Source organism: Methylophilus sp. 42, assembly GCF_000384155.1.
Taxonomy (GTDB): Bacteria; Pseudomonadota; Gammaproteobacteria; order Burkholderiales; family Methylophilaceae; genus Methylophilus.
In genome coordinates, this window is record NZ_KB913031.1 from 566160 (window position 1) to 585247 (window position 19088).

A 19088-nucleotide genomic window follows, 5' to 3' on the forward strand; every position below is an offset into this window, starting at 1 on the left:
AGTGGATGAAAAGTGTTTTGTCTTCTACCCTCAAAAATTTCAGGAGACGCTATGAGCTATTCCTTTACCGAAAAGAAACGCATCCGCAAAAGCTTTGCTAAGCGCGACAGTGTTCAAGAGGTACCTTATCTGCTAGCCATGCAGTTGGAATCCTACAAATCATTCCTGCAGGAAAACGTTCCGCTCGACCAACGTAAAAACGAAGGTCTGGAGTCGACTTTCCGCTCTATTTTTCCTATCGTCAGCCATTCCGAGAATGCACGTCTGGATTATGTGAGCTATCAATTAGGCGCAGAGCCATTTGATGTCAAAGAGTGTCAACAACGTGGTCTCACCTATGCCGTGCCTTTGCGCGTCAAAGTGCGTTTGACCATCATGGACCGCGAAGCGTCCAAACCAACCGTGAAAGAAGTGAAAGAGCAAGAAGTGTATATGGGCGAATTGCCGCTCATGACCGAAAACGGTTCTTTCGTGATTAACGGTACTGAGCGTGTGATTGTGTCGCAATTGCACCGCAGCCCAGGTGTGTTCTTTGAGCATGACCGTGGTAAAACCCACAGCTCCGGCAAGTTGCTGTTTTCAGCACGTATCATTCCTTACCGTGGTTCTTGGCTGGATTTCGAATTCGATCCAAAAGATTACCTGTACTTCCGCGTTGACCGTCGTCGCAAGATGCCAGTCACTATCTTGCTGAAGGCATTGGGTTATAACCCGGAACAAATCCTGGAAACTTTCCACGATACAGATACTTTCCACATTGGCCCGAAAGGCGTGGAATTTACACTGGTGGCTGACCGCCTGCGTGGTGAAGTGGCCAAGTTCGATATCACTGACAAAGATGGTACCGTGCTGGTCGCGAAAGACAAGCGCATTACAGTGAAACACATCCGCGATATCGAAAAAGCGGGCGTGACCACGATGGCTGTGCCGACCGACTTTATGATGGGTCGTGCCGTTGCCAAAAACATTATTGATACCGACACTGGTGAGCTGATTGCCAATGCCAACGATGAAATCACCCCTTCATTGCTGGAAAAACTGGTCGCTGCCAAGATTACTGAAATCGACACGATTTACACCAATGATCTGGATCACGGTAACTTCATTTCGCAAACTTTGCGTAGTGATGAAATTCCTGACCAGTACAGTGCACGTGTGGCGATTTACCGCATGATGCGCCCAGGCGAACCGCCAACCGAAGAAGCAGTAGAAGCTTTGTTTAAAGGCTTGTTCTTCACTGAAGATCGTTACGACCTGTCTGTGGTTGGCCGCATGAAGTTTAACCGCCGTGCTTACCCAAGCAAGCTGGAAGACCGTTCTGCTACCTGGATCCGCCGTTTCTATGAAAATGTCGGCCCACAAGGCGATACCGGTGCTAATGTATTGTCAAATGAAGACATCCTGGCTGTGATTGGCGTGTTGATCGAGTTGCGCAATGGTCGCGGCGAAATCGACGATATCGATCACCTGGGTAACCGTCGTATCCGTTCCGTCGGTGAATTGGCAGAGAACCAGTTCCGTGCCGGTCTGGTGCGTGTTGAACGTGCAGTAAAAGAGCGTCTGTCCCAGGCTGAGTCTGAGAATCTGATGCCGCACGATTTGATCAACGCGAAACCAGTCTCCAGTGCGATCCGTGAATTCTTTGGCTCCAGCCAGTTGTCACAGTTTATGGACCAAACTAACCCATTGTCCGAGATTACGCACAAGCGTCGTATCTCTGCCCTGGGCCCAGGCGGTTTGACCCGTGAACGTGCCGGCTTTGAGGTACGTGACGTACATACCACGCACTACGGTCGTGTCTGTCCAATTGAAACACCGGAAGGTCCAAACATTGGTTTGATCAACTCATTGGCGCTGTACGCACGCACCAATGAGTACGGTTTCCTGGAAACCCCTTACCGTTTGGTTGAAGACAACAAGGTATCAGGCAAGATTGATTACCTGTCTGCAATTGAAGAGAGCCAGTATGTGATTGCACAGGCCAACACCGAAGTGTCTAAAGAAGGTGGCTTCAAAGAGGATCTGGTGTCAGCCCGTTTCCACAACGAATTCACCATGACACAACCTGGTCGTGTACAGTACATGGACGTGGCCCCAGGCCAGATCGTGTCTGTGGCGGCTTCGTTGATTCCGTTCCTGGAACACGATGACGCGAACCGTGCATTGATGGGTGCCAACATGCAACGTCAAGCGGTGCCCTGTCTGCGTGCTGAAAAAGCCGTGGTGGGTACAGGCATTGAGCGTACGGTGGCGGTTGACTCCGGTACTGTCGTTACTGCCCGCCGTGGTGGTGTGGTTGACTATGTGGACTCAGGCCGTATCGTGGTCCGCGTGCATGATGCTGAAGCATTGGCAGGCGAAGTCGGTGTGGACATCTACAACCTGACCAAATACACACGTTCTAACCAGAACACCAACATCAACCAGCGTCCGCTGGTCAAAGTCGGTGACATCATCTCCCGCGGCGACGTGGTGGCGGATGGTGCCTCTACCGATATGGGTGAGTTGGCCTTGGGTCAGAACATGCTGGTGGGCTTTATGCCATGGAACGGTTATAACTACGAAGACTCGATTTTGATCTCCGAGCGCGTAGTGGCTGATGACCGTTACACGTCTATCCACATTGAAGAATTGTCAGTAGTTGCACGTGACACCAAACTGGGACCTGAAGAGATTACCCGTGATATTTCCAACCTGTCCGAGCGTATGCTGGGTCGTCTGGATGATTCCGGTATTATCTACATCGGTGCTGAAGTAGAAGCGGGTGACGTACTGGTAGGTAAAGTGACGCCAAAAGGTGAAACCACTTTAACGCCAGAAGAAAAATTGCTGCGTGCGATTTTTGGTGAAAAAGCGTCTGACGTAAAAGACACTTCACTGCGCGTACCATCAGGCATGACCGGTACTGTGATTGACGTACAAGTCTTCACGCGTGAAGGCATTGACCGTGATACACGTGCACAGCAAATTATTGACGACCAGTTGTCTCACTACAAAAAAGATCTGGGCGACCAGATGCGTATTGTAGAAGACGATACCTTTGGCCGTATCAGCCGTTTGCTGGCTGGTAAAGCGGCGACCGGTGGTCCGAACAAGCTGAAAAAAGGTGACACGCTGACCCAGGAATACCTGGAAAGCGTTGGCCGTTATGACTGGTTTGATATTCGTTTGAGCGACGAAGACGCTGCACGTCAACTGGAACAACTGAAAGACAGTTTGAGCCAGGCGCGTGTTGAGTTTGACAACAAGTTCGAAGAGAAGAAACGTAAACTGACGCAAGGTGACGAATTGCCACCAGGCGTACAGAAAATGGTGAAAGTATATCTGGCGGTGAAACGCCGTATTCAACCTGGTGACAAAATGGCGGGTCGTCACGGTAACAAGGGTGTGATCTCCAAGATCTGCCCGGTTGAAGATATGCCGCACATGGCCGACGGTACACCGTTAGACATCGTGTTGAACCCACTGGGCGTGCCTTCACGGATGAACATCGGTCAGATTCTGGAAACGCACTTGGGTTGGGCAGCTAAAGGTCTGGGTAAACGCCTGGGCGACATGTTGCAAGCCGAAGCGAAAGTGGCTGAAATCCGTGGCTTCCTGGACAAGATCTACAACAGCAGCACTGGCAGAAAAGAAGACATTGCCGGCCTGACAGACGTAGAGGTGATTGACCTGGCAAGTAACTTGAAACATGGTGTGCCATTCGCAACGCCAGTGTTTGACGGTGCCGCTGAGTCTGATATTCGTGCCATGCTGGATCTGGCGTTCCCGGATGAAGACGAGCACACCAAGAAGTTGCAGTTCCATGCAGGTAAAACACAGGTCAAACTGTTTGACGGCCGTACCGGTGATGCTTTTGAGCGTCCTGTGACTGTTGGTTACATGCACGTACTGAAACTGCACCACTTGGTCGACGACAAGATGCACGCACGTTCTACCGGTCCTTACAGCCTGGTGACACAACAACCGTTGGGTGGTAAAGCCCAGTTCGGTGGTCAGCGCTTCGGTGAGATGGAAGTTTGGGCACTGGAAGCCTATGGTGCGTCATACACCTTGCAAGAGATGTTGACAGTGAAATCAGATGACGTGAATGGTCGTACCAAAGTGTACGAAAACATCGTCAAAGGTGAGCACAAAATTGATGCGGGTATGCCTGAATCATTCAACGTGTTAGTGAAAGAAATCCGTTCACTGGCCATTGATATTGATTTAGACCGTAACTAAGCCCGCCATTAAGGAGAGTCTCTATGAAAGCGTTATTAGATTTATTTAAACAGGTTACGCAAGAAGAAGAGTTCGACGCGATCAAGATCGCGCTGGCTTCACCTGAAAAAATCCGTTCATGGTCCTATGGCGAAGTGAAAAAGCCAGAAACCATTAACTACCGTACCTTTAAACCTGAGCGGGACGGTTTGTTCTGCTCCAAAATCTTTGGCCCGATCAAGGATTACGAGTGCTTGTGCGGTAAATACAAGCGTTTGAAGCACCGCGGTGTGATTTGTGAGAAGTGTGGCGTTGAAGTCACCTTGAGCAAAGTGCGTCGTGAGCGTATGGGCCACATTGAACTGGCTTCACCAGTGGCACATATCTGGTTCCTGAAATCCTTGCCTAGCCGCTTGGGTATGGTGCTGGATATCGCCCTGCGTGACATCGAGCGCGTGTTGTACTTTGAAGCATTTATCGTGATCGATCCAGGCATGACACCGCTGACGCGTGGTCAGTTGCTGACTGAAGATGACTACCTGGCCAAGGTGGAAGAGTACGGTGACGAATTCAATGCCGTGATGGGTGCTGAAGCTGTGCGCGAGTTATTGCGCACCATGGACATTGAGCGCGAAATCGAGAAGTTGCGTAGCGAATTGTCTGCGACCAGCTCAGAAGCCAAGATCAAGAAGATCGCCAAGCGCTTGAAAGTGCTTGAAGCGTTCCAGAAATCTGGTATTAAGCCAGAGTGGATGATCCTGGAAATCTTGCCAGTATTGCCACCAGAGTTGCGCCCATTGGTGCCACTGGATGGCGGTCGTTTTGCGACGTCTGACCTGAACGATCTGTATCGCCGCGTGATCAACCGTAACAACCGTTTGAAGCGTTTGTTAGAGTTGAAAGCACCGGAAATCATCGTACGTAACGAAAAACGTATGTTGCAAGAAGCGGTAGACTCACTGCTGGACAACGGTCGTCGCGGTAAAGTGATGACTGGCGCTAACAAGCGTCCGCTGAAGTCACTGGCTGACATGATTAAAGGTAAGGGCGGTCGTTTCCGTCAGAACTTGCTGGGTAAGCGCGTGGACTACTCCGGTCGTTCCGTGATTGTGGTTGGCCCAACATTGAAACTGCATCAGTGCGGTCTGCCGAAGAAAATGGCGCTGGAACTGTTCAAGCCATTCATTTTCCACAAACTGGAAGTGTTAGGCCTGGCAACGACGATCAAAGCCGCCAAGAAAAAAGTGGAAGAAGAAGGACCAGAAGTCTGGGATATCCTGGAAGACGTGATCCGTGAGCATCCGGTGTTGTTGAACCGTGCGCCTACGCTGCACCGTTTGGGTATCCAGGCATTTGAACCAGTATTGATCGAAGGTAAAGCGATCCAGTTACACCCATTGGTGTGTTCAGCCTTTAACGCCGACTTTGACGGTGACCAAATGGCGGTACACGTTCCATTGAGCCTGGAAGCACAAATGGAAGCACGCACTTTGATGCTGGCTTCTAACAACGTGCTGTCTCCAGCCAACGGCGAACCAATCATTGTGCCGTCACAGGATATCGTGTTGGGTCTGTACTACATGACCCGCGAGAAAGTGGCTGCACGCGGTGAAGGCATGATCTTCAGTGACATTAAAGAAGTACAACGTGTATACGATCAAGGCTTGATCGACTTGCACGCCAAAGTTACTGTGCGTATCCGTGAATTTGAGCTGGATGTTGCTGGTCAAAAAGTAGAAAAAATCAACCGTTATAACACCACGGTTGGCCGTGCCCTGCTGTCTGAAATCCTGCCACCAGGCTTGCCATACAGCTACATCGACAAAGCGCTGAAGAAAAAAGAAATTTCACGCCTGATCAACGCCAGCTTCCGTAAAGTGGGCATCCGTGAAACAGTGATTTTCGCTGACAAACTGATGTACACCGGTTACTCCTACGCGACCAAAGCCGGTATCTCTATCAGCATTAACGATATGTTGGTGCCGCCAGAGAAAGAGCAATTGATCGCTGCGGCAGATGCTGAAGTGAAAGAGATCGAAGACCAGTACGTCTCCGGTCTGGTGACACAGGGTGAGCGTTACAACAAGGTAGTCGACATCTGGGGTCGTGCTGGTGACAAAGTGGCTGACGCCATGATGAAGCAGTTGCGCGAAGAAGACGTCAAAGACGCTGATGGCAATACTGTTCTTAAAGACGGTAAAGCTGTACGTCAGGAATCGTTTAACGCGATTTACATGATGGCCGACTCTGGTGCCCGTGGTTCTGCGGCGCAGGTACGTCAGCTGGCTGGTATGCGTGGCCTGATGGCGAAACCGGATGGTTCTATTATTGAAACGCCAATTAAGGCGAACTTCCGTGATGGTCTGAACGTGTTGCAGTACTTTATTTCTACCCACGGTGCACGTAAGGGTCTGGCCGATACGGCGCTGAAAACAGCGAACTCCGGTTACCTGACACGTCGTCTGGTCGATGTAACACAAGACTTGGTCGTGACTGAGCACGATTGCGGTACAGTTGAAGGTCTGGTCACTAAGGCGCTGGTTAAAGGCGGTGAAGTGGTTGAGCCATTGCATGACCGTATCCTCGGCCGTACCTCTGCGCTGGATGTGATTCATCCTGAAACGCAAGAAGTCATTTTCCCGGCAGGCACACTGCTTGGTGAAGACGAAGTGGAAAAAATTGATGCCCTGGGTATCGATGAAGTGAAAGTGCGTACTGCACTGACGTGCGATACCCGTTACGGTATTTGTGCCAAGTGTTACGGTCGTGACCTGGGTCGCGGCAAGCTCATTAGCATGGGTGAGGCCGTGGGCGTGATTGCGGCGCAATCAATTGGTGAACCTGGTACACAGTTGACCATGCGTACGTTCCACATCGGGGGTGCGGTATCACGTGCAGCGTCTGTTTCACAGGTTGAAAGTAAATCTAACGGTATCTTAAGCTTTACTTCTACCATGCGTTACGTGACTAACTCACGTGGCGAGCAAATTGTGATTTCCCGTAATGGTGAAGTCATTATTGCCGATGATAATGGTCGTGAGCGTGAACGTCATAAAGTGCCTTATGGTGCGACATTGACAGTGACCGACGGCAAAACGGTGAAAGCAGGTCAGGCATTAGCTACCTGGGATCCGCATACCCGTCCGATTATTACCGAATACGCGGGTCAAATTAAATTTGAAAACGTGGAAGAAGGTATCACTGTTGCGAAACAAATCGATGAAGTGACAGGTTTGTCATCATTGGTGGTGATTGATCCTAAACAGCGTGCTGGTCAAACCAAAGGTTTGCGTCCACAGGTTAAATTGCTGGATGCAAATGGCGTGGAAGTGAAAGTGACCGGCACGGATACGCCAGTTAACGTAACCTTCCAGCTGGGTTGTATCATTACGGTGAAAGACGGTCAGGAAGTCGGTGTGGGTGAAGTGCTGGCACGTATCCCGCAAGAATCTTCCAAAACCCGTGATATTACCGGGGGTCTGCCACGCGTGGCTGAGCTGTTCGAAGCCCGTTCACCAAAAGACGCCGGTATGCTGGCTGAAGTGACTGGTACGGTTTCGTTCGGTAAGGACACCAAAGGTAAACAACGTCTGGTCATCACTGACCTCGACGGTATTACCAGCGAGTTCCTGATTGCCAAGGACAAGCACGTGACCGCGCATGATGGCCAGGTAGTGACCAAAGGTGAAACCATTGTCGACGGTCCGGCAGATCCGCAAGATATCTTGCGCCTGCAAGGTCGTGAAGCATTGGCACGTTACATCATCGACGAAGTGCAAGACGTTTACCGCTTGCAAGGCGTGAAGATTAACGACAAGCACATTGAAGTGATTGTGCGCCAGATGTTGCGTCGCGTTAAAGTGCAAGATGCAGGCGACACTGGCTTCATCCCGGGTGAGCAAGTAGAGCGTGCTGATCTGTTGACAGAAAACGAACGCGTCGTGGCCGATGACAAACGTCCGGCAACGTTCGAGTACGTGTTGTTGGGTATTACCAAAGCATCGCTGTCTACCGATTCGTTTATCTCTGCGGCATCGTTCCAGGAAACGACACGCGTGTTGACCGAGGCGGCTATTTTGGGCAAACGCGACGATTTGCGTGGCTTGAAAGAAAACGTCATTGTGGGTCGCCTGATTCCAGCCGGTACCGGTCTGGCTTATCACGAGTCCCGCAAACGTGCAGCCGTGGCTTCACTGACACCAAATGCAGCAGAGCCATCTGAAGCATTGTTGGCAGCCGAAGCGATGTTTGCAACAGAAGAAGTTGTTGAGGAAACCGCAGCAGACGACCAACCGAACGAATAATTCGATCACTGTTGTCTCTGTGTGCAAGGGGTGTCAAGTATGAATAATGCTTGACACCCCTTGACTCATTTATTAAAATGCCGGGTTTCTCAGAATAGCCTTATTGTCTCAATAGGGCGTTATTGTTGATATGCCGCCAAACTTGAGTCTTCCTGCTCAAATGGTGGTTTTTTAAAGGTGAAGAGGTTAAGGCAATGCCAACCATTAATCAGTTAATACGTAAGCCACGCGTTAAAGTGGTTACCAAGAGCAAGGTTCCAGCGCTGGAAGCTTGTCCTCAAAAGCGTGGTGTATGTACGCGTGTATATACAACAACGCCAAAAAAACCAAACTCCGCGTTGCGTAAGGTTGCTAAAGTGCGCCTGACCAACGGTTACGAAGTGATTAGCTACATCGGCGGTGAAGGCCATAACCTGCAGGAGCACTCTGTTGTGCTGTTGCGCGGCGGTCGTGTAAAAGACTTGCCAGGTGTGCGTTACCACATGGTGCGCGGTAGCTTGGATACGGCTGGTGTGAAAGACCGTAAACAGTCCCGTTCCAAATACGGTGCTAAGCGTCCTAAAGAAGCTAAAGCTTAATTTATTAGGCTTGTCCGGACAAATTGTCCATTTTTATAGCGGCTGAAATGCCTTGCGAGTGTCATTGCTAGCAAAAATTTAATTGAAAAGAGAATCATATGCCAAGACGTAGAGAAGTCCCCAAACGTATTATCTTGCCGGATCCAAAATTTGGTAGCCAGGAAGTGTCCAAGTTTGTAAATGTGCTGATGACAGGTGGTAAGAAATCTGTTGCTGAGCGTATCATTTACGGTGCCTTTGATCAGGTGGCCAGCAAGAGCGGTAAGGACCCGCTGGAATTATTCACCACAGCGTTGAATAATCTGCGTCCTGTTGTTGAAGTGAAGAGTCGCCGTGTTGGTGGTGCTAACTACCAGGTGCCTGTAGAAGTGCGTCCTAGCCGTCGTAGTGCGTTGGCAATGCGTTGGTTGCGTGATGCAGCGCGTAAGCGTGGCGAAAAATCCATGGGCCTGCGTTTGGCTGCCGAGTTGATCGAAGCCTCTGAAGGCCGTGGTTCTGCAATGAAAAAACGTGAAGAAGTTCACCGTATGGCAGAGGCAAACAAAGCCTTCTCACACTTCCGTTTTTAATTAAACGACCTCGTTCTTTAATAATTAGTTGAATTGATAGCAAAGGTAAAGCATCGTGGCACGTAAAACCCCTATTGAACGCTACCGTAATATTGGTATTTCTGCGCATATTGACGCAGGTAAAACAACCACGACAGAACGTATTCTGTTCTACACTGGTGTTAACCATAAGATTGGTGAAGTGCACGACGGTGCAGCGACCATGGACTGGATGGAGCAAGAGCAGGAGCGTGGTATTACCATTACTTCTGCGGCGACAACCTGTTTCTGGAAAGGCATGGACTTGTCTTTGCCTGAGTATCGATTCAACATTATTGACACCCCAGGGCACGTGGACTTTACCATTGAGGTAGAGCGCTCCATGCGTGTGCTGGATGGTGCCTGCATGGTGTACTGTGCAGTAGGTGGCGTGCAGCCACAATCTGAAACTGTTTGGCGCCAAGCCAACAAGTACAAAGTGCCGCGTCTGGCTTTTGTGAACAAAATGGACCGTTCAGGTGCTGACTTCTTCAAAGTTGTTGAGCAAATGAAAACGCGTCTGCGTGCAAACCCGGTGCCAGTGGTAGTGCCTATCGGTCGCGAAGACACCTTTACTGGTGTGGTTGACTTGATGAAAATGAAAGCCATCATCTGGGATGAGGCTTCTCAAGGTATGAAATTCACTTACGGTGATATTCCTGCTGATCTGGTTGAGACCGCCACTAAATGGCGCGAGCAGATGGTTGAGTCTGCGGCAGAAGCCAGCGAAGAGCTGATGAACAAGTACCTGGAAAATGGTGATCTGGAAGAAAAAGACATCAAATTAGGTCTGCGTACACGTACGATTGCCGGTGAAATTCAGCCGATGCTGTGCGGTTCTGCATTTAAAAACAAAGGCGTTCAACGTATGTTGGATGCGGTTGTTGACTTCTTGCCATCTCCAATCGACATTGATGACGTGACTGGTGAAGATGATGATGGTAAGCCAGCTAGCCGTAAAGCCGACGACAAGGAAGGCTTCTCAGCTTTGGCATTTAAATTGATGACAGACCCGTTTGTTGGTCAGCTGACATTTATCCGCGTTTACTCTGGCGTGTTGAACAAAGGTGATACCGTGCTCAACTCTGTGAAGGGCAAAAAAGAGCGTATCGGCCGTATCGTACAAATGCACGCCAACAACCGTGAAGAGGTTGAAGAGGTGTTGGCTGGTGACATCGCCGCCTGTATCGGTTTGAAAGACGTCACGACGGGTGAATCTTTGTGTTCCCCAGACAAGCCTATCATCCTGGAGCGCATGGTATTCCCTGAGCCAGTGATTCACGTGGCTGTTGAACCAAAAACGAAGAGCGACCAAGAAAAAATGGGCTTGGCATTGGGCCGTTTGGCACAAGAAGATCCTTCTTTCCGTGTGCGTTCTGACGAAGAGTCTGGCCAGACAATTATTTCCGGTATGGGTGAATTGCACCTGGAAATTCTGGTTGACCGTATGCGTCGTGAGTTCAACGTTGAAGCGAACGTAGGTGCGCCACAAGTGGCATACCGTGAAGCGATCCGTAAGTCAGTTGAAGTTGAAGGCAAGTTCGTTAAGCAATCCGGTGGTAAGGGTCAGTACGGTCACGTTTGGCTCAAAATGGAACCTAACGAAGCTGGTAAAGGCTTTGAGTTCGTTGACCAAATTAAAGGTGGTACCGTGCCGCGTGAATTTATTCCTGCGGTTGAAAAAGGTCTGCGTGAAACCATCCCGGCAGGTATCTTGGCTGGTTTCCCGGTTGTAGATGTAAAAGTAACGTTGTTTGATGGTTCATACCATGACGTTGACTCTAACGAAAACGCCTTCAAAATGGCAGCTTCTATCGGCTTTAAAGACGGTATGCGTAAAGCAGATCCAGTCTTGCTGGAGCCTATGATGGCTGTGGAAGTTGAAACGCCTGAAGACTACATGGGTGATGTGATGGGTGACTTGTCATCTCGTCGTGGCATTATTCAGGGTATGGATGACATGCCTGGTGGTGGTAAAGCGATTAAAGCTGAAGTGCCGCTGTCTGAAATGTTTGGTTACTCCACTGTCGTGCGTTCCTTGTCACAAGGTCGTGCAACTTACAGCATGGAATTCAAGCATTACTCCGATGCACCGAAAAACGTTGCTGATGCAATCATCAACAAAAAATAATTGATTTTTAAGTATTAAATTTAAAAGTATTGAATTAAAGGAAAAACATCATGGCAAAAGGCAAATTTGAACGTACCAAGCCACACGTGAACGTTGGTACGATTGGTCACGTTGACCACGGTAAGACGACATTGACAGCGGCGATCACCACTGTATTGACGAAGAAATTTGGCGGCGAAGCAAAAGCTTACGACCAAATTGACGCGGCACCAGAAGAAAAAGCACGTGGTATTACGATTAACACAGCGCACGTTGAGTATGAGACAGCTTCACGTCACTACGCACACGTTGACTGTCCAGGTCACGCTGACTACGTTAAAAACATGATTACCGGTGCTGCCCAGATGGACGGCGCGATCCTGGTATGTTCAGCTGCTGACGGCCCAATGCCACAAACACGTGAACACATCCTGTTGGCCCGCCAAGTTGGTGTTCCATACATCGTTGTGTTCCTGAACAAAGCGGACATGGTTGATGATGCTGAGTTGTTGGAGCTGGTTGAGATGGAAGTGCGTGACTTGCTGAGCAAGTATGACTTCCCAGGTGATGACACCCCAATCATCCACGGTTCAGCAAAATTGGCGCTGGAAGGCGACCAATCAGACATCGGCGAACCAGCGATCTTCAAATTGGCTGAAGCGTTAGACAGCTACATCCCAACACCAGAGCGCGCAATCGACGGCGCATTCCTGATGCCAGTAGAAGACGTATTCTCTATCTCTGGTCGTGGTACTGTAGTAACCGGCCGTATCGAGCGTGGTATTGTTAAAGTCGGCGACGAAATCGAAATCGTAGGTATCAAGCCAACACTGAAAACAACATGTACTGGTGTTGAAATGTTCCGTAAACTGCTGGACCAAGGTCAAGCAGGCGACAACGTAGGCGTATTGCTGCGTGGTACTAAGCGTGAAGAAGTTGAGCGTGGTCAAGTATTGTCCAAATCAGGTTCTATCAAGCCACACACCAAGTTCACAGCAGAGATCTACGTGTTGGGTAAAGATGAAGGTGGTCGTCATACACCATTCTTCAACGGCTACCGTCCACAGTTCTACTTCCGTACAACTGACGTAACTGGTGCAGTTGAATTGCCAGCAGGTACCGAAATGGTAATGCCAGGTGACAACGTATCCATCTCAGTTGCACTGATTGCCCCAATCGCGATGGAAGAAGGCTTGCGCTTCGCTATCCGTGAAGGTGGTCGTACCGTTGGTGCTGGCGTCGTTGCCAAAATCATCGAGTAATTATCTTTATGAGCGGCAGGGTTATCCTGCCGCTTTTTGCTCTTTTTAAGGAAAAAACATGGCAGCTCAAAAAATTCGTATCCGTCTGAAAGCATTTGACTATCGTTTGATCGACCAATCTGCTTTGGAAATCGTAGATACTGCTAAACGTACTGGTGCAGTTGTTAAAGGTCCAGTGCCATTGCCAACACGTATCGAGCGCTTTGACATTCTGCGTTCACCACACGTGAACAAAACTTCCCGTGACCAGTTTGAAATCCGTACCCATCAGCGTTTGATGGACATCGTGGATCCAACAGATAAAACTGTTGATGCATTGATGAAGCTGGATTTGCCAGCTGGCGTGGATGTAGAAATCAAGCTTTAATTTAAAAGCTGACATTACAATAACCTTTTCAAAAGAAAAGGTTATTGTCAAATCTAGAATAGTTCGGTATAATCCGCGCTCTTCGGTGGACGGTCAATTGTAATCGTCCACTTTAACTATTATAAGGAACTGATCATGAGCTTAGGGCTTATTGGTCGCAAAGTGGGCATGACCCGCATTTTTACAGATGAAGGCGCAAGCATTCCTGTAACTGTGCTGGAAGTGATTCCTAACCGCGTGACACAAGTTAAGACAGTCGCAACGGATGGCTATACAGGCCTGCAGGTTGCTTACGGTGAGCGTCGTGCCAGCCGTATCAACAAAGCGTTGACTGGTCACTTTGCCAAAGCGGGCGTAACTGCCGGTGCTGGTATCAAAGAATTCAATGTGGCTGAAGATGTATTGGCTAACTTCCAAGTAGGTGGAAATGTCACTGTTGATATTTTCTCTGTTGGTCAGTTGGTTGATGTGACAGGTACTTCCATCGGTAAAGGTTTTGCCGGTGCGATCAAGCGTCATAACTTCTCCTCCAACCGTGCTTCTCACGGTAACTCACGTTCGCACAACGTACCAGGCTCTATCGGTATGGCGCAGGATCCAGGTCGAGTATTCCCTGGTAAGCGCATGCCTGGCCATTTGGGTGATGCTAAAGTCACAACCCAAAACCTGGAAATCGTTCGTGTAGACGCAGAGCGTAACCTGTTGTTGATTAAAGGTTCCGTACCTGGCTCTAAAGGTGGCAATGTTGTTGTACGTCCAGCCATCAAAGCGAAAGGGGCTAAATAATGGAACTGAAATTAATCGATCAAAACGGCAAGGTAGCTAAAAAAGGCGTTGATGCGTCTGACGTTACTTTCGGTCGTGAATTTAACGAGTCCCTGGTGCATGAAGTGGTTGTTGCTTATCTGGCAAACGCTCGTACTGCGACTCGTGCACAAAAAACACGTGCAACCGTTGCTCACACGACACACAAGCCATATGCGCAAAAAGGTACTGGTAACGCCCGTGCCGGTATGGCATCCAGCCCGATCTGGCGTGGAGGCGGTCGCGCATTCCCAAACAGCCCTAACGAAAACTACAGCCACAAAGTAAACCGTAAGGCTTACCGTGCTGGTATGCAGACTATTTTGTCTGAGTTGGTACGTCAGGACCGTTTGAAGGTAGTGGACGATTTTTCAATCGACTCACCAAAAACTAAACAATTCGTACAAAAAATCAATGCTCTGGGCATCGATGGCGGTGTATTGCTGTTGACTGACGGTTTTGATGAGAATTTGTACTTGTCTTCCCGTAACCTGCCAAACGTATTGGTGGTTGAAGCGCAGTATGCTGATCCAGTAAGTCTGGTGCGTTTCCCTAACGTTTTGGTCACAGCCAATGCTGTGAAAAAACTTGAGGAGATCTTGGCATGATTACCGCAGCAACTAAAACACAAGATCGTTTATTGCAAGTGATTTTGGCGCCTCAGATTACTGAAAAAGCAACTTTCATTGCTGACAAACATCAGCAAATTGCTTTCAAGGTACGCACTGACGCGACTAAGCCAGAAATTAAAGCGGCTGTTGAACTGGTGTTCAAAGTCGAAGTGGCTTCTGTATCTGTGATTAACGTCGCAGGTAAAGTGAAGCGTGCTGGCCGTCGTATTGGTAAGCGTAATGACTGGAAAAAAGCTTATGTGAGCTTGAAGCCAGGTCAAGAAATTAACTTTGCAGCTGGCGAATAAGGAGAGAAGACATGGCATTAGTTAAAGTCAAACCAACTTCCCCCGGTCGTCGCGGTGTATTGAAAGTCGTTACACCAGATTTGCACAAAGGCAAACCTTACGCGCCACTGTTGGAAAGTCAAAGTAAAAACGCCGGTCGTAACAACAACGGCCGCATTACAACCCGTCACCAAGGTGGTGGTCATAAGCAGCATTACCGTATTGTTGACTTCCGTCGCAATAAAGATGGTATTCCTGCGACTGTAGAGCGTATTGAGTACGATCCAAACCGTACGGCGAACATTGCACTGTTGTGCTACGCCGATGGTGAGCGTCGTTACATCATTGCACCACGTGGCATTGCTGCCGGTGCACAGTTGATCAGCGGTTCTGAAGCGCCTATCCGTGCTGGTAATGCATTGCCTTTGCGCAACATTCCAGTGGGTAGCACGATTCACTGCATCGAAATTCAACCAGGCAAAGGTGCGCAAATCGCCCGTTCAGCAGGTACATCAGTACAGTTGCTGGCACGTGAAGGCTCCTACGCTCAGTTGCGTTTGCGTTCAGGTGAAGTGCGCCGTGTGCACGTTGACTGCAAAGCCACATTGGGCGAAGTAGGTAACGAAGAGCATTCACTGCGTTCTATCGGTAAAGCTGGTGCAATGCGCTGGCGTGGTGTTCGTCCTACCGTTCGCGGTGTGGTGATGAACCCGGTTGATCACCCGCACGGTGGTGGTGAAGGCCGTACCGCTGCTGGTATGAACCCTGTGTCACCATGGGGTCAGAAAACTAAGGGTTATCGTACTCGTAAGAATAAGCGTACTGATAACATGCGTGTAAGTCGTCGTCCGAGAAATGTAAGGTAATCGCTATGGCACGTTCTATTAAAAAAGGTCCATTTGTGGACGCTCACTTGGCTAAGAAAGTCGAAACTGCCACTGCGAACCGCGACAGAAAACCAATTAAAACCTGGTCACGTCGTTCGACTGTCTTGCCAAACTTTATTGGTTTAACCATCGCAGTGCACAACGGTAGACAACATGTGCCTGTGTTGATTTCTGAAAACATGGTTGGTCACAAACTCGGTGAATTTGCGTTGACACGTACGTTCAAGGGTCACGCGGCTGATAAAAAAGCGAAGAAGTAAGGGGCTGATTATGCAAGTTACTGCAGTTTTAAAAGGCGTACACCTTTCTCCGCAAAAAGCGCGTCTGGTGGCTGACCTGGTCCGTGGCAAAAAAGTAGATCAAGCACTGAATATCCTGGCATTCACCCCTAAGCGTGGTGCCGAGATTATCAAAAAAGTGGTTTTGTCTGCGATTGCTAACGCCGAACATAACAATGGTGCTGATATCGACACATTGAAGGTGACTTCAATCTATGTGGATAAAGGCTTGGTGATGAAGCGTATCCGTGCACGTGCAAAAGGTCGCGCTGGTCGTATTACGAAACCAACCTGTCATATTCATGTGACAGTCGGTGACTCAAAGGAATAATATGGGACAGAAAATTCATCCAATTGGGTTCCGTTTGAGCGTTCAGAAAAACTGGGCCTCACGTTGGTACTCTAATAGCCAGAACTTCCCTGCGATGTTGCAAGGCGACATCAAAGTGCGCGAGTTCTTGAACAAGAAACTGGCGAGTGCTGCTGTGAGCCGTATCGTGATTGAGCGTCCTGCTAAGAACGCAAAAATCACGATCCACAGTGCACGTCCTGGTGTTGTGATTGGTAAGAAAGGCGAAGATATCGAATCTTTGCGTTCTAGCCTGCAAGGCCTGATGGGCGTGCCAGTGCACCTGAACATTGAGGAAGTGCGTAAACCAGAATTGGACGCTACTTTGATCGCACAATCCATTGCACAGCAATTGGAAAAGCGCGTGATGTTCCGCCGCGCCATGAAACGTGCCATGCAAAACGCGATGCGTTTGGGCGCACAAGGTATCAAGATCATGAGTTCCGGTCGTTTGAACGGTATCGAAATCGCACGTACCGAGTGGTATCGTGAAGGCCGTGTGCCTTTGCATACACTGCGTGCTGATATCGATTACGGTGTGGCTGAGGCTTCAACCACCTACGGTATTATCGGAATTAAAGTTTGGGTATTCAAAGGCGAGATCTTCGGTGACAACGCTGCTAACGCTGCCGTTGCTGATGCTGAGCCAGAGAAAAAAGTAAGAAAGCCGAGGGCTAAAGATGCTGCAACCAGCTAGACAGAAATACCGTAAGATGCAAAAGGGTCGCAATAAAGGTATTGCGACTACTGGTAACAAGGTGAGCTTTGGTGAATTTGGTTTGAAAGCGGTCGGTCGCGGTCGTTTGACAGCACGCCAGATTGAAGCTGCACGTCGTGTGATGACTCGTCACATTAAACGTGGTGGCCGCGTTTGGATTCGTGTGTTCCCGGATCAACCGATCTCTAAGAAACCTGCTGAAGTACGTATGGGTAACGGTAAAGGTAGCGTGGACTACTACATCGCCCAGATTCAGCCAGGCAAAATGCTGTACGAAATGGATGGCGTGAGCGAAGAGCTGGCACGTGAGGCTTTCAAATTGGCTGCTGCGAAGCTGCCAGTCGAAACTACATTCATGACCCGTCAAATTGGCAGTTAAGGAGTAGTAACGATGAAAGCTTCTGAATTGAGAGCAAAGTCAGCAGATGAGCTCAATAACGAGTTGGTTGAGTTGCGCCGTGCGCAGTTTTCTCTGCGCATGCAAGTAGCCACCCAACAATTGAACAAAGTAGATCAGCTGGGTAAAGTGCGCAAAGATATCGCTCGCGTGAACTCTGTATTGGCTGAGAAAGCGAAACAGGCATGATGACTGAAAAAGCGAAAGTAGTACGCAGTTTGACTGGCCGCGTGGTAAGCAACAAGATGGATAAAACCGTGACTGTGCTTGTCGAGCGCAAAGTGAAACACCCTCTGATTGGTAAAGTGGTTGTTAAATCGAACAAGTTCCATGCACATGATGAAACAAATGCATGTAACGAAGGCGATGTTGTGACAATCACAGAAACACGCCCATACTCCAAGAGCAAATCTTGGATTGTAAGCAAAATCGAAGCTAAATAAGGCTTCAAATATAAAACCGGAAAAACGCTTGTCATAAGCGTTTTTTTGGTTGTATAATGTTGGACTTTTCGGTGCCCGCCTTAGTTGGCATGTAGCTGGCACCCCAATACTGACCGTGGTCTATTGGCCGAAATTGTGAAAGCAAGCGGCTGTAGTGGTTATAACGGATTAAGTTGGAGATTATTTCTCATGATTCAAATGCAATCTCGGCTTGAAGTAGCCGACAACACTGGTGCGCGTTCCGTTCAGTGTATCAAAGTCTTGGGTGGTTCCAAGCGTCGTTATGCCAGCATTGGCGACATCATCAAGGTCAGCATTAAAGATGCTGCGCCGCGTGGTCGCGTCAAAAAAGGTGAAATCTACAACGCTGTGGTTGTGCGCACTGCTAAAGGTGTTCGCCGTCCAGATGGTTCGTTAGTTAAATTTGATGCCAATGCCGCAGTCTTGTTGAATAACAAGCTGGAGCCTATTGGTACGCGTATTTTTGGCCCTGTGACTCGTGAATTGCGTAGTGAGCGCTTCATGAAGATTGTTTCACTGGCGCCTGAAGTGTTGTAATTGGCTTGGAGACAATCAAATGAGCAAAATTCGCAAAGGTGACCAGGTCATTTTAAATACAGGTAAAGATGCAGGTAAAACAGGTGCTGTTTTAAGCGTCTTGCCAACAGGCCATGTAGTGGTTGAAGGTTTGAATGTGGTTAAAAAACACACTCGCCCAAACCCGATGCGTGGTATCACTGGTGGCATCATCAGCAAGGAAATGCCGGTAGACGGCTCCAATGTGGCAATCTTCAATGCTGCAACACAAAAAGCTGATCGTGTTGGTTTTAAGGTACTGGAAGATGGTCGCAAGATTCGTGTATTCAAATCTAGCGGCGAGTCTATCGACGCATAGGATAATAT

General features: G+C 49.0%; 19 protein-coding genes. All 19 read left to right on the top strand.

Annotation, left to right across the window (positions count from 1 at the left end; translation table 11 throughout):
* Nucleotides 1-51: 51 nt before the first annotated feature.
* The 19 genes from rpoB to rplX all read left to right on the top strand — a co-directional run bounded on the left by rpoB (nucleotide 52) and on the right by rplX (nucleotide 19080).
* Nucleotides 52-4224: a DNA-directed RNA polymerase subunit beta gene (gene rpoB / locus MET42_RS0102705; protein ID WP_019881213.1), complete on the top strand. Its 4173-nt coding sequence runs from the start codon at nucleotides 52-54 to the stop codon at nucleotides 4222-4224.
* Nucleotides 4225-4247: 23 nt separating this feature from the next.
* Complete coding sequence (rpoC, locus tag MET42_RS0102710) at nucleotides 4248-8507, top strand: DNA-directed RNA polymerase subunit beta' (protein ID WP_019881214.1); 4260 nt, start codon at nucleotides 4248-4250, stop codon at nucleotides 8505-8507.
* 194 nt (nucleotides 8508-8701) lie between these two features.
* Nucleotides 8702-9085, top strand: coding sequence for a 30S ribosomal protein S12 (gene rpsL / locus MET42_RS0102715; protein ID WP_019881215.1), 384 nt, complete (start codon nucleotides 8702-8704; stop codon nucleotides 9083-9085).
* Nucleotides 9086-9183: 98 nt separating this feature from the next.
* Nucleotides 9184-9654, top strand: a complete 471-nt coding sequence (rpsG, locus tag MET42_RS0102720; RefSeq protein ID WP_019881216.1) for a 30S ribosomal protein S7 — start codon at nucleotides 9184-9186, stop codon at nucleotides 9652-9654.
* Between the two features lie 55 nt (nucleotides 9655-9709).
* A complete protein-coding gene (fusA, locus tag MET42_RS0102725; RefSeq protein ID WP_019881218.1) occupies nucleotides 9710-11803 on the top strand; it encodes an elongation factor G in 2094 nt (697 codons plus the stop codon).
* 50 nt (nucleotides 11804-11853) lie between these two features.
* Nucleotides 11854-13044, top strand: coding sequence for an elongation factor Tu (gene tuf, locus MET42_RS0102730; protein ID WP_019881207.1), 1191 nt, complete (start codon nucleotides 11854-11856; stop codon nucleotides 13042-13044).
* 58 nt (nucleotides 13045-13102) lie between these two features.
* Nucleotides 13103-13411 carry a 30S ribosomal protein S10 gene (gene rpsJ / locus MET42_RS0102735; RefSeq protein WP_018986280.1) on the top strand — a complete coding sequence of 103 codons (309 nt, stop codon included), beginning with the start codon at nucleotides 13103-13105 and terminating at the stop codon, nucleotides 13409-13411.
* Nucleotides 13412-13546: 135 nt separating this feature from the next.
* Nucleotides 13547-14197, top strand: coding sequence for a 50S ribosomal protein L3 (gene rplC / locus MET42_RS0102740; protein ID WP_019881219.1), 651 nt, complete (start codon nucleotides 13547-13549; stop codon nucleotides 14195-14197).
* Nucleotides 14197-14823, top strand: a complete 627-nt coding sequence (rplD, locus tag MET42_RS0102745) for a 50S ribosomal protein L4 (RefSeq protein ID WP_019881220.1) — start codon at nucleotides 14197-14199, stop codon at nucleotides 14821-14823. The genes rplC and rplD overlap by 1 nt, the downstream gene beginning before the upstream one ends.
* Nucleotides 14820-15134, top strand: coding sequence for a 50S ribosomal protein L23 (gene rplW / locus MET42_RS0102750; RefSeq protein WP_019881221.1), 315 nt, complete (start codon nucleotides 14820-14822; stop codon nucleotides 15132-15134). The genes rplD and rplW overlap by 4 nt, the downstream gene beginning before the upstream one ends.
* Before the next feature lie 11 nt (nucleotides 15135-15145).
* Nucleotides 15146-15979 (top strand): 50S ribosomal protein L2, encoded by an 834-nt coding sequence (gene rplB, locus MET42_RS0102755; protein WP_019881222.1) that lies wholly within the window; start codon nucleotides 15146-15148, stop codon nucleotides 15977-15979.
* Nucleotides 15980-15984: 5 nt separating this feature from the next.
* The gene (gene rpsS, locus MET42_RS0102760) at nucleotides 15985-16260 is read left to right on the top strand and encodes a 30S ribosomal protein S19 (RefSeq protein ID WP_019881223.1); all 276 of its coding nucleotides are present in this window, start codon (nucleotides 15985-15987) and stop codon (nucleotides 16258-16260) included.
* A 10-nt stretch (nucleotides 16261-16270) separates the two neighbouring features.
* The gene (rplV, locus tag MET42_RS0102765; RefSeq protein ID WP_018986274.1) at nucleotides 16271-16609 is read left to right on the top strand and encodes a 50S ribosomal protein L22; all 339 of its coding nucleotides are present in this window, start codon (nucleotides 16271-16273) and stop codon (nucleotides 16607-16609) included.
* A 1-nt stretch (nucleotide 16610) separates the two neighbouring features.
* Nucleotides 16611-17324, top strand: a complete 714-nt coding sequence (gene rpsC / locus MET42_RS0102770) for a 30S ribosomal protein S3 (protein WP_019881224.1) — start codon at nucleotides 16611-16613, stop codon at nucleotides 17322-17324.
* Complete coding sequence (gene rplP, locus MET42_RS0102775; protein WP_019881225.1) at nucleotides 17308-17724, top strand: 50S ribosomal protein L16; 417 nt, start codon at nucleotides 17308-17310, stop codon at nucleotides 17722-17724. The genes rpsC and rplP overlap by 17 nt, the downstream gene beginning before the upstream one ends.
* Nucleotides 17725-17736: 12 nt before the next feature.
* Entirely contained in the window at nucleotides 17737-17931 is a 195-nt protein-coding gene (gene rpmC, locus MET42_RS0102780) for a 50S ribosomal protein L29 (RefSeq protein ID WP_019881226.1), read from the top strand.
* Nucleotides 17928-18185, top strand: a complete 258-nt coding sequence (gene rpsQ, locus MET42_RS0102785) for a 30S ribosomal protein S17 (protein ID WP_019881227.1) — start codon at nucleotides 17928-17930, stop codon at nucleotides 18183-18185. Before rpmC ends, rpsQ begins: the two co-directional genes overlap by 4 nt.
* 189 nt (nucleotides 18186-18374) lie before the next feature.
* Entirely contained in the window at nucleotides 18375-18743 is a 369-nt protein-coding gene (gene rplN / locus MET42_RS0102790) for a 50S ribosomal protein L14 (protein WP_019881229.1), read from the top strand.
* Between the two features lie 19 nt (nucleotides 18744-18762).
* A complete protein-coding gene (gene rplX, locus MET42_RS0102795; protein ID WP_019881230.1) occupies nucleotides 18763-19080 on the top strand; it encodes a 50S ribosomal protein L24 in 318 nt (105 codons plus the stop codon).
* The last annotated feature ends 8 nt before the right edge of the window (nucleotides 19081-19088 follow it).

What these genes read in the sequence shown, in the direction of transcription:
- rpoB (WP_019881213.1), top strand. Translation starts at nt 52, where the DNA reads ATGAGCTATTCCTTTACCGAAAAGAAACGCATCCGCAAAAGCTTTGCT.
- rpoC (WP_019881214.1), top strand. Translation starts at nt 4,248, where the DNA reads ATGAAAGCGTTATTAGATTTATTTAAACAGGTTACGCAAGAAGAAGAG.
- rpsL (WP_019881215.1), top strand. Translation starts at nt 8,702, where the DNA reads ATGCCAACCATTAATCAGTTAATACGTAAGCCACGCGTTAAAGTGGTT.
- rpsG (WP_019881216.1), top strand. Translation starts at nt 9,184, where the DNA reads ATGCCAAGACGTAGAGAAGTCCCCAAACGTATTATCTTGCCGGATCCA.
- tuf (WP_019881207.1), top strand. Translation starts at nt 11,854, where the DNA reads ATGGCAAAAGGCAAATTTGAACGTACCAAGCCACACGTGAACGTTGGT.
- rpsJ (WP_018986280.1), top strand. Translation starts at nt 13,103, where the DNA reads ATGGCAGCTCAAAAAATTCGTATCCGTCTGAAAGCATTTGACTATCGT.
- rplC (WP_019881219.1), top strand. Translation starts at nt 13,547, where the DNA reads ATGAGCTTAGGGCTTATTGGTCGCAAAGTGGGCATGACCCGCATTTTT.
- rplD (WP_019881220.1), top strand. Translation starts at nt 14,197, where the DNA reads ATGGAACTGAAATTAATCGATCAAAACGGCAAGGTAGCTAAAAAAGGC.
- rplW (WP_019881221.1), top strand. Translation starts at nt 14,820, where the DNA reads ATGATTACCGCAGCAACTAAAACACAAGATCGTTTATTGCAAGTGATT.
- rplB (WP_019881222.1), top strand. Translation starts at nt 15,146, where the DNA reads ATGGCATTAGTTAAAGTCAAACCAACTTCCCCCGGTCGTCGCGGTGTA.
- rpsS (WP_019881223.1), top strand. Translation starts at nt 15,985, where the DNA reads ATGGCACGTTCTATTAAAAAAGGTCCATTTGTGGACGCTCACTTGGCT.
- rplV (WP_018986274.1), top strand. Translation starts at nt 16,271, where the DNA reads ATGCAAGTTACTGCAGTTTTAAAAGGCGTACACCTTTCTCCGCAAAAA.
- rpsC (WP_019881224.1), top strand. Translation starts at nt 16,611, where the DNA reads ATGGGACAGAAAATTCATCCAATTGGGTTCCGTTTGAGCGTTCAGAAA.
- rplP (WP_019881225.1), top strand. Translation starts at nt 17,308, where the DNA reads ATGCTGCAACCAGCTAGACAGAAATACCGTAAGATGCAAAAGGGTCGC.
- rpmC (WP_019881226.1), top strand. Translation starts at nt 17,737, where the DNA reads ATGAAAGCTTCTGAATTGAGAGCAAAGTCAGCAGATGAGCTCAATAAC.
- rpsQ (WP_019881227.1), top strand. Translation starts at nt 17,928, where the DNA reads ATGATGACTGAAAAAGCGAAAGTAGTACGCAGTTTGACTGGCCGCGTG.
- rplN (WP_019881229.1), top strand. Translation starts at nt 18,375, where the DNA reads ATGATTCAAATGCAATCTCGGCTTGAAGTAGCCGACAACACTGGTGCG.
- rplX (WP_019881230.1), top strand. Translation starts at nt 18,763, where the DNA reads ATGAGCAAAATTCGCAAAGGTGACCAGGTCATTTTAAATACAGGTAAA.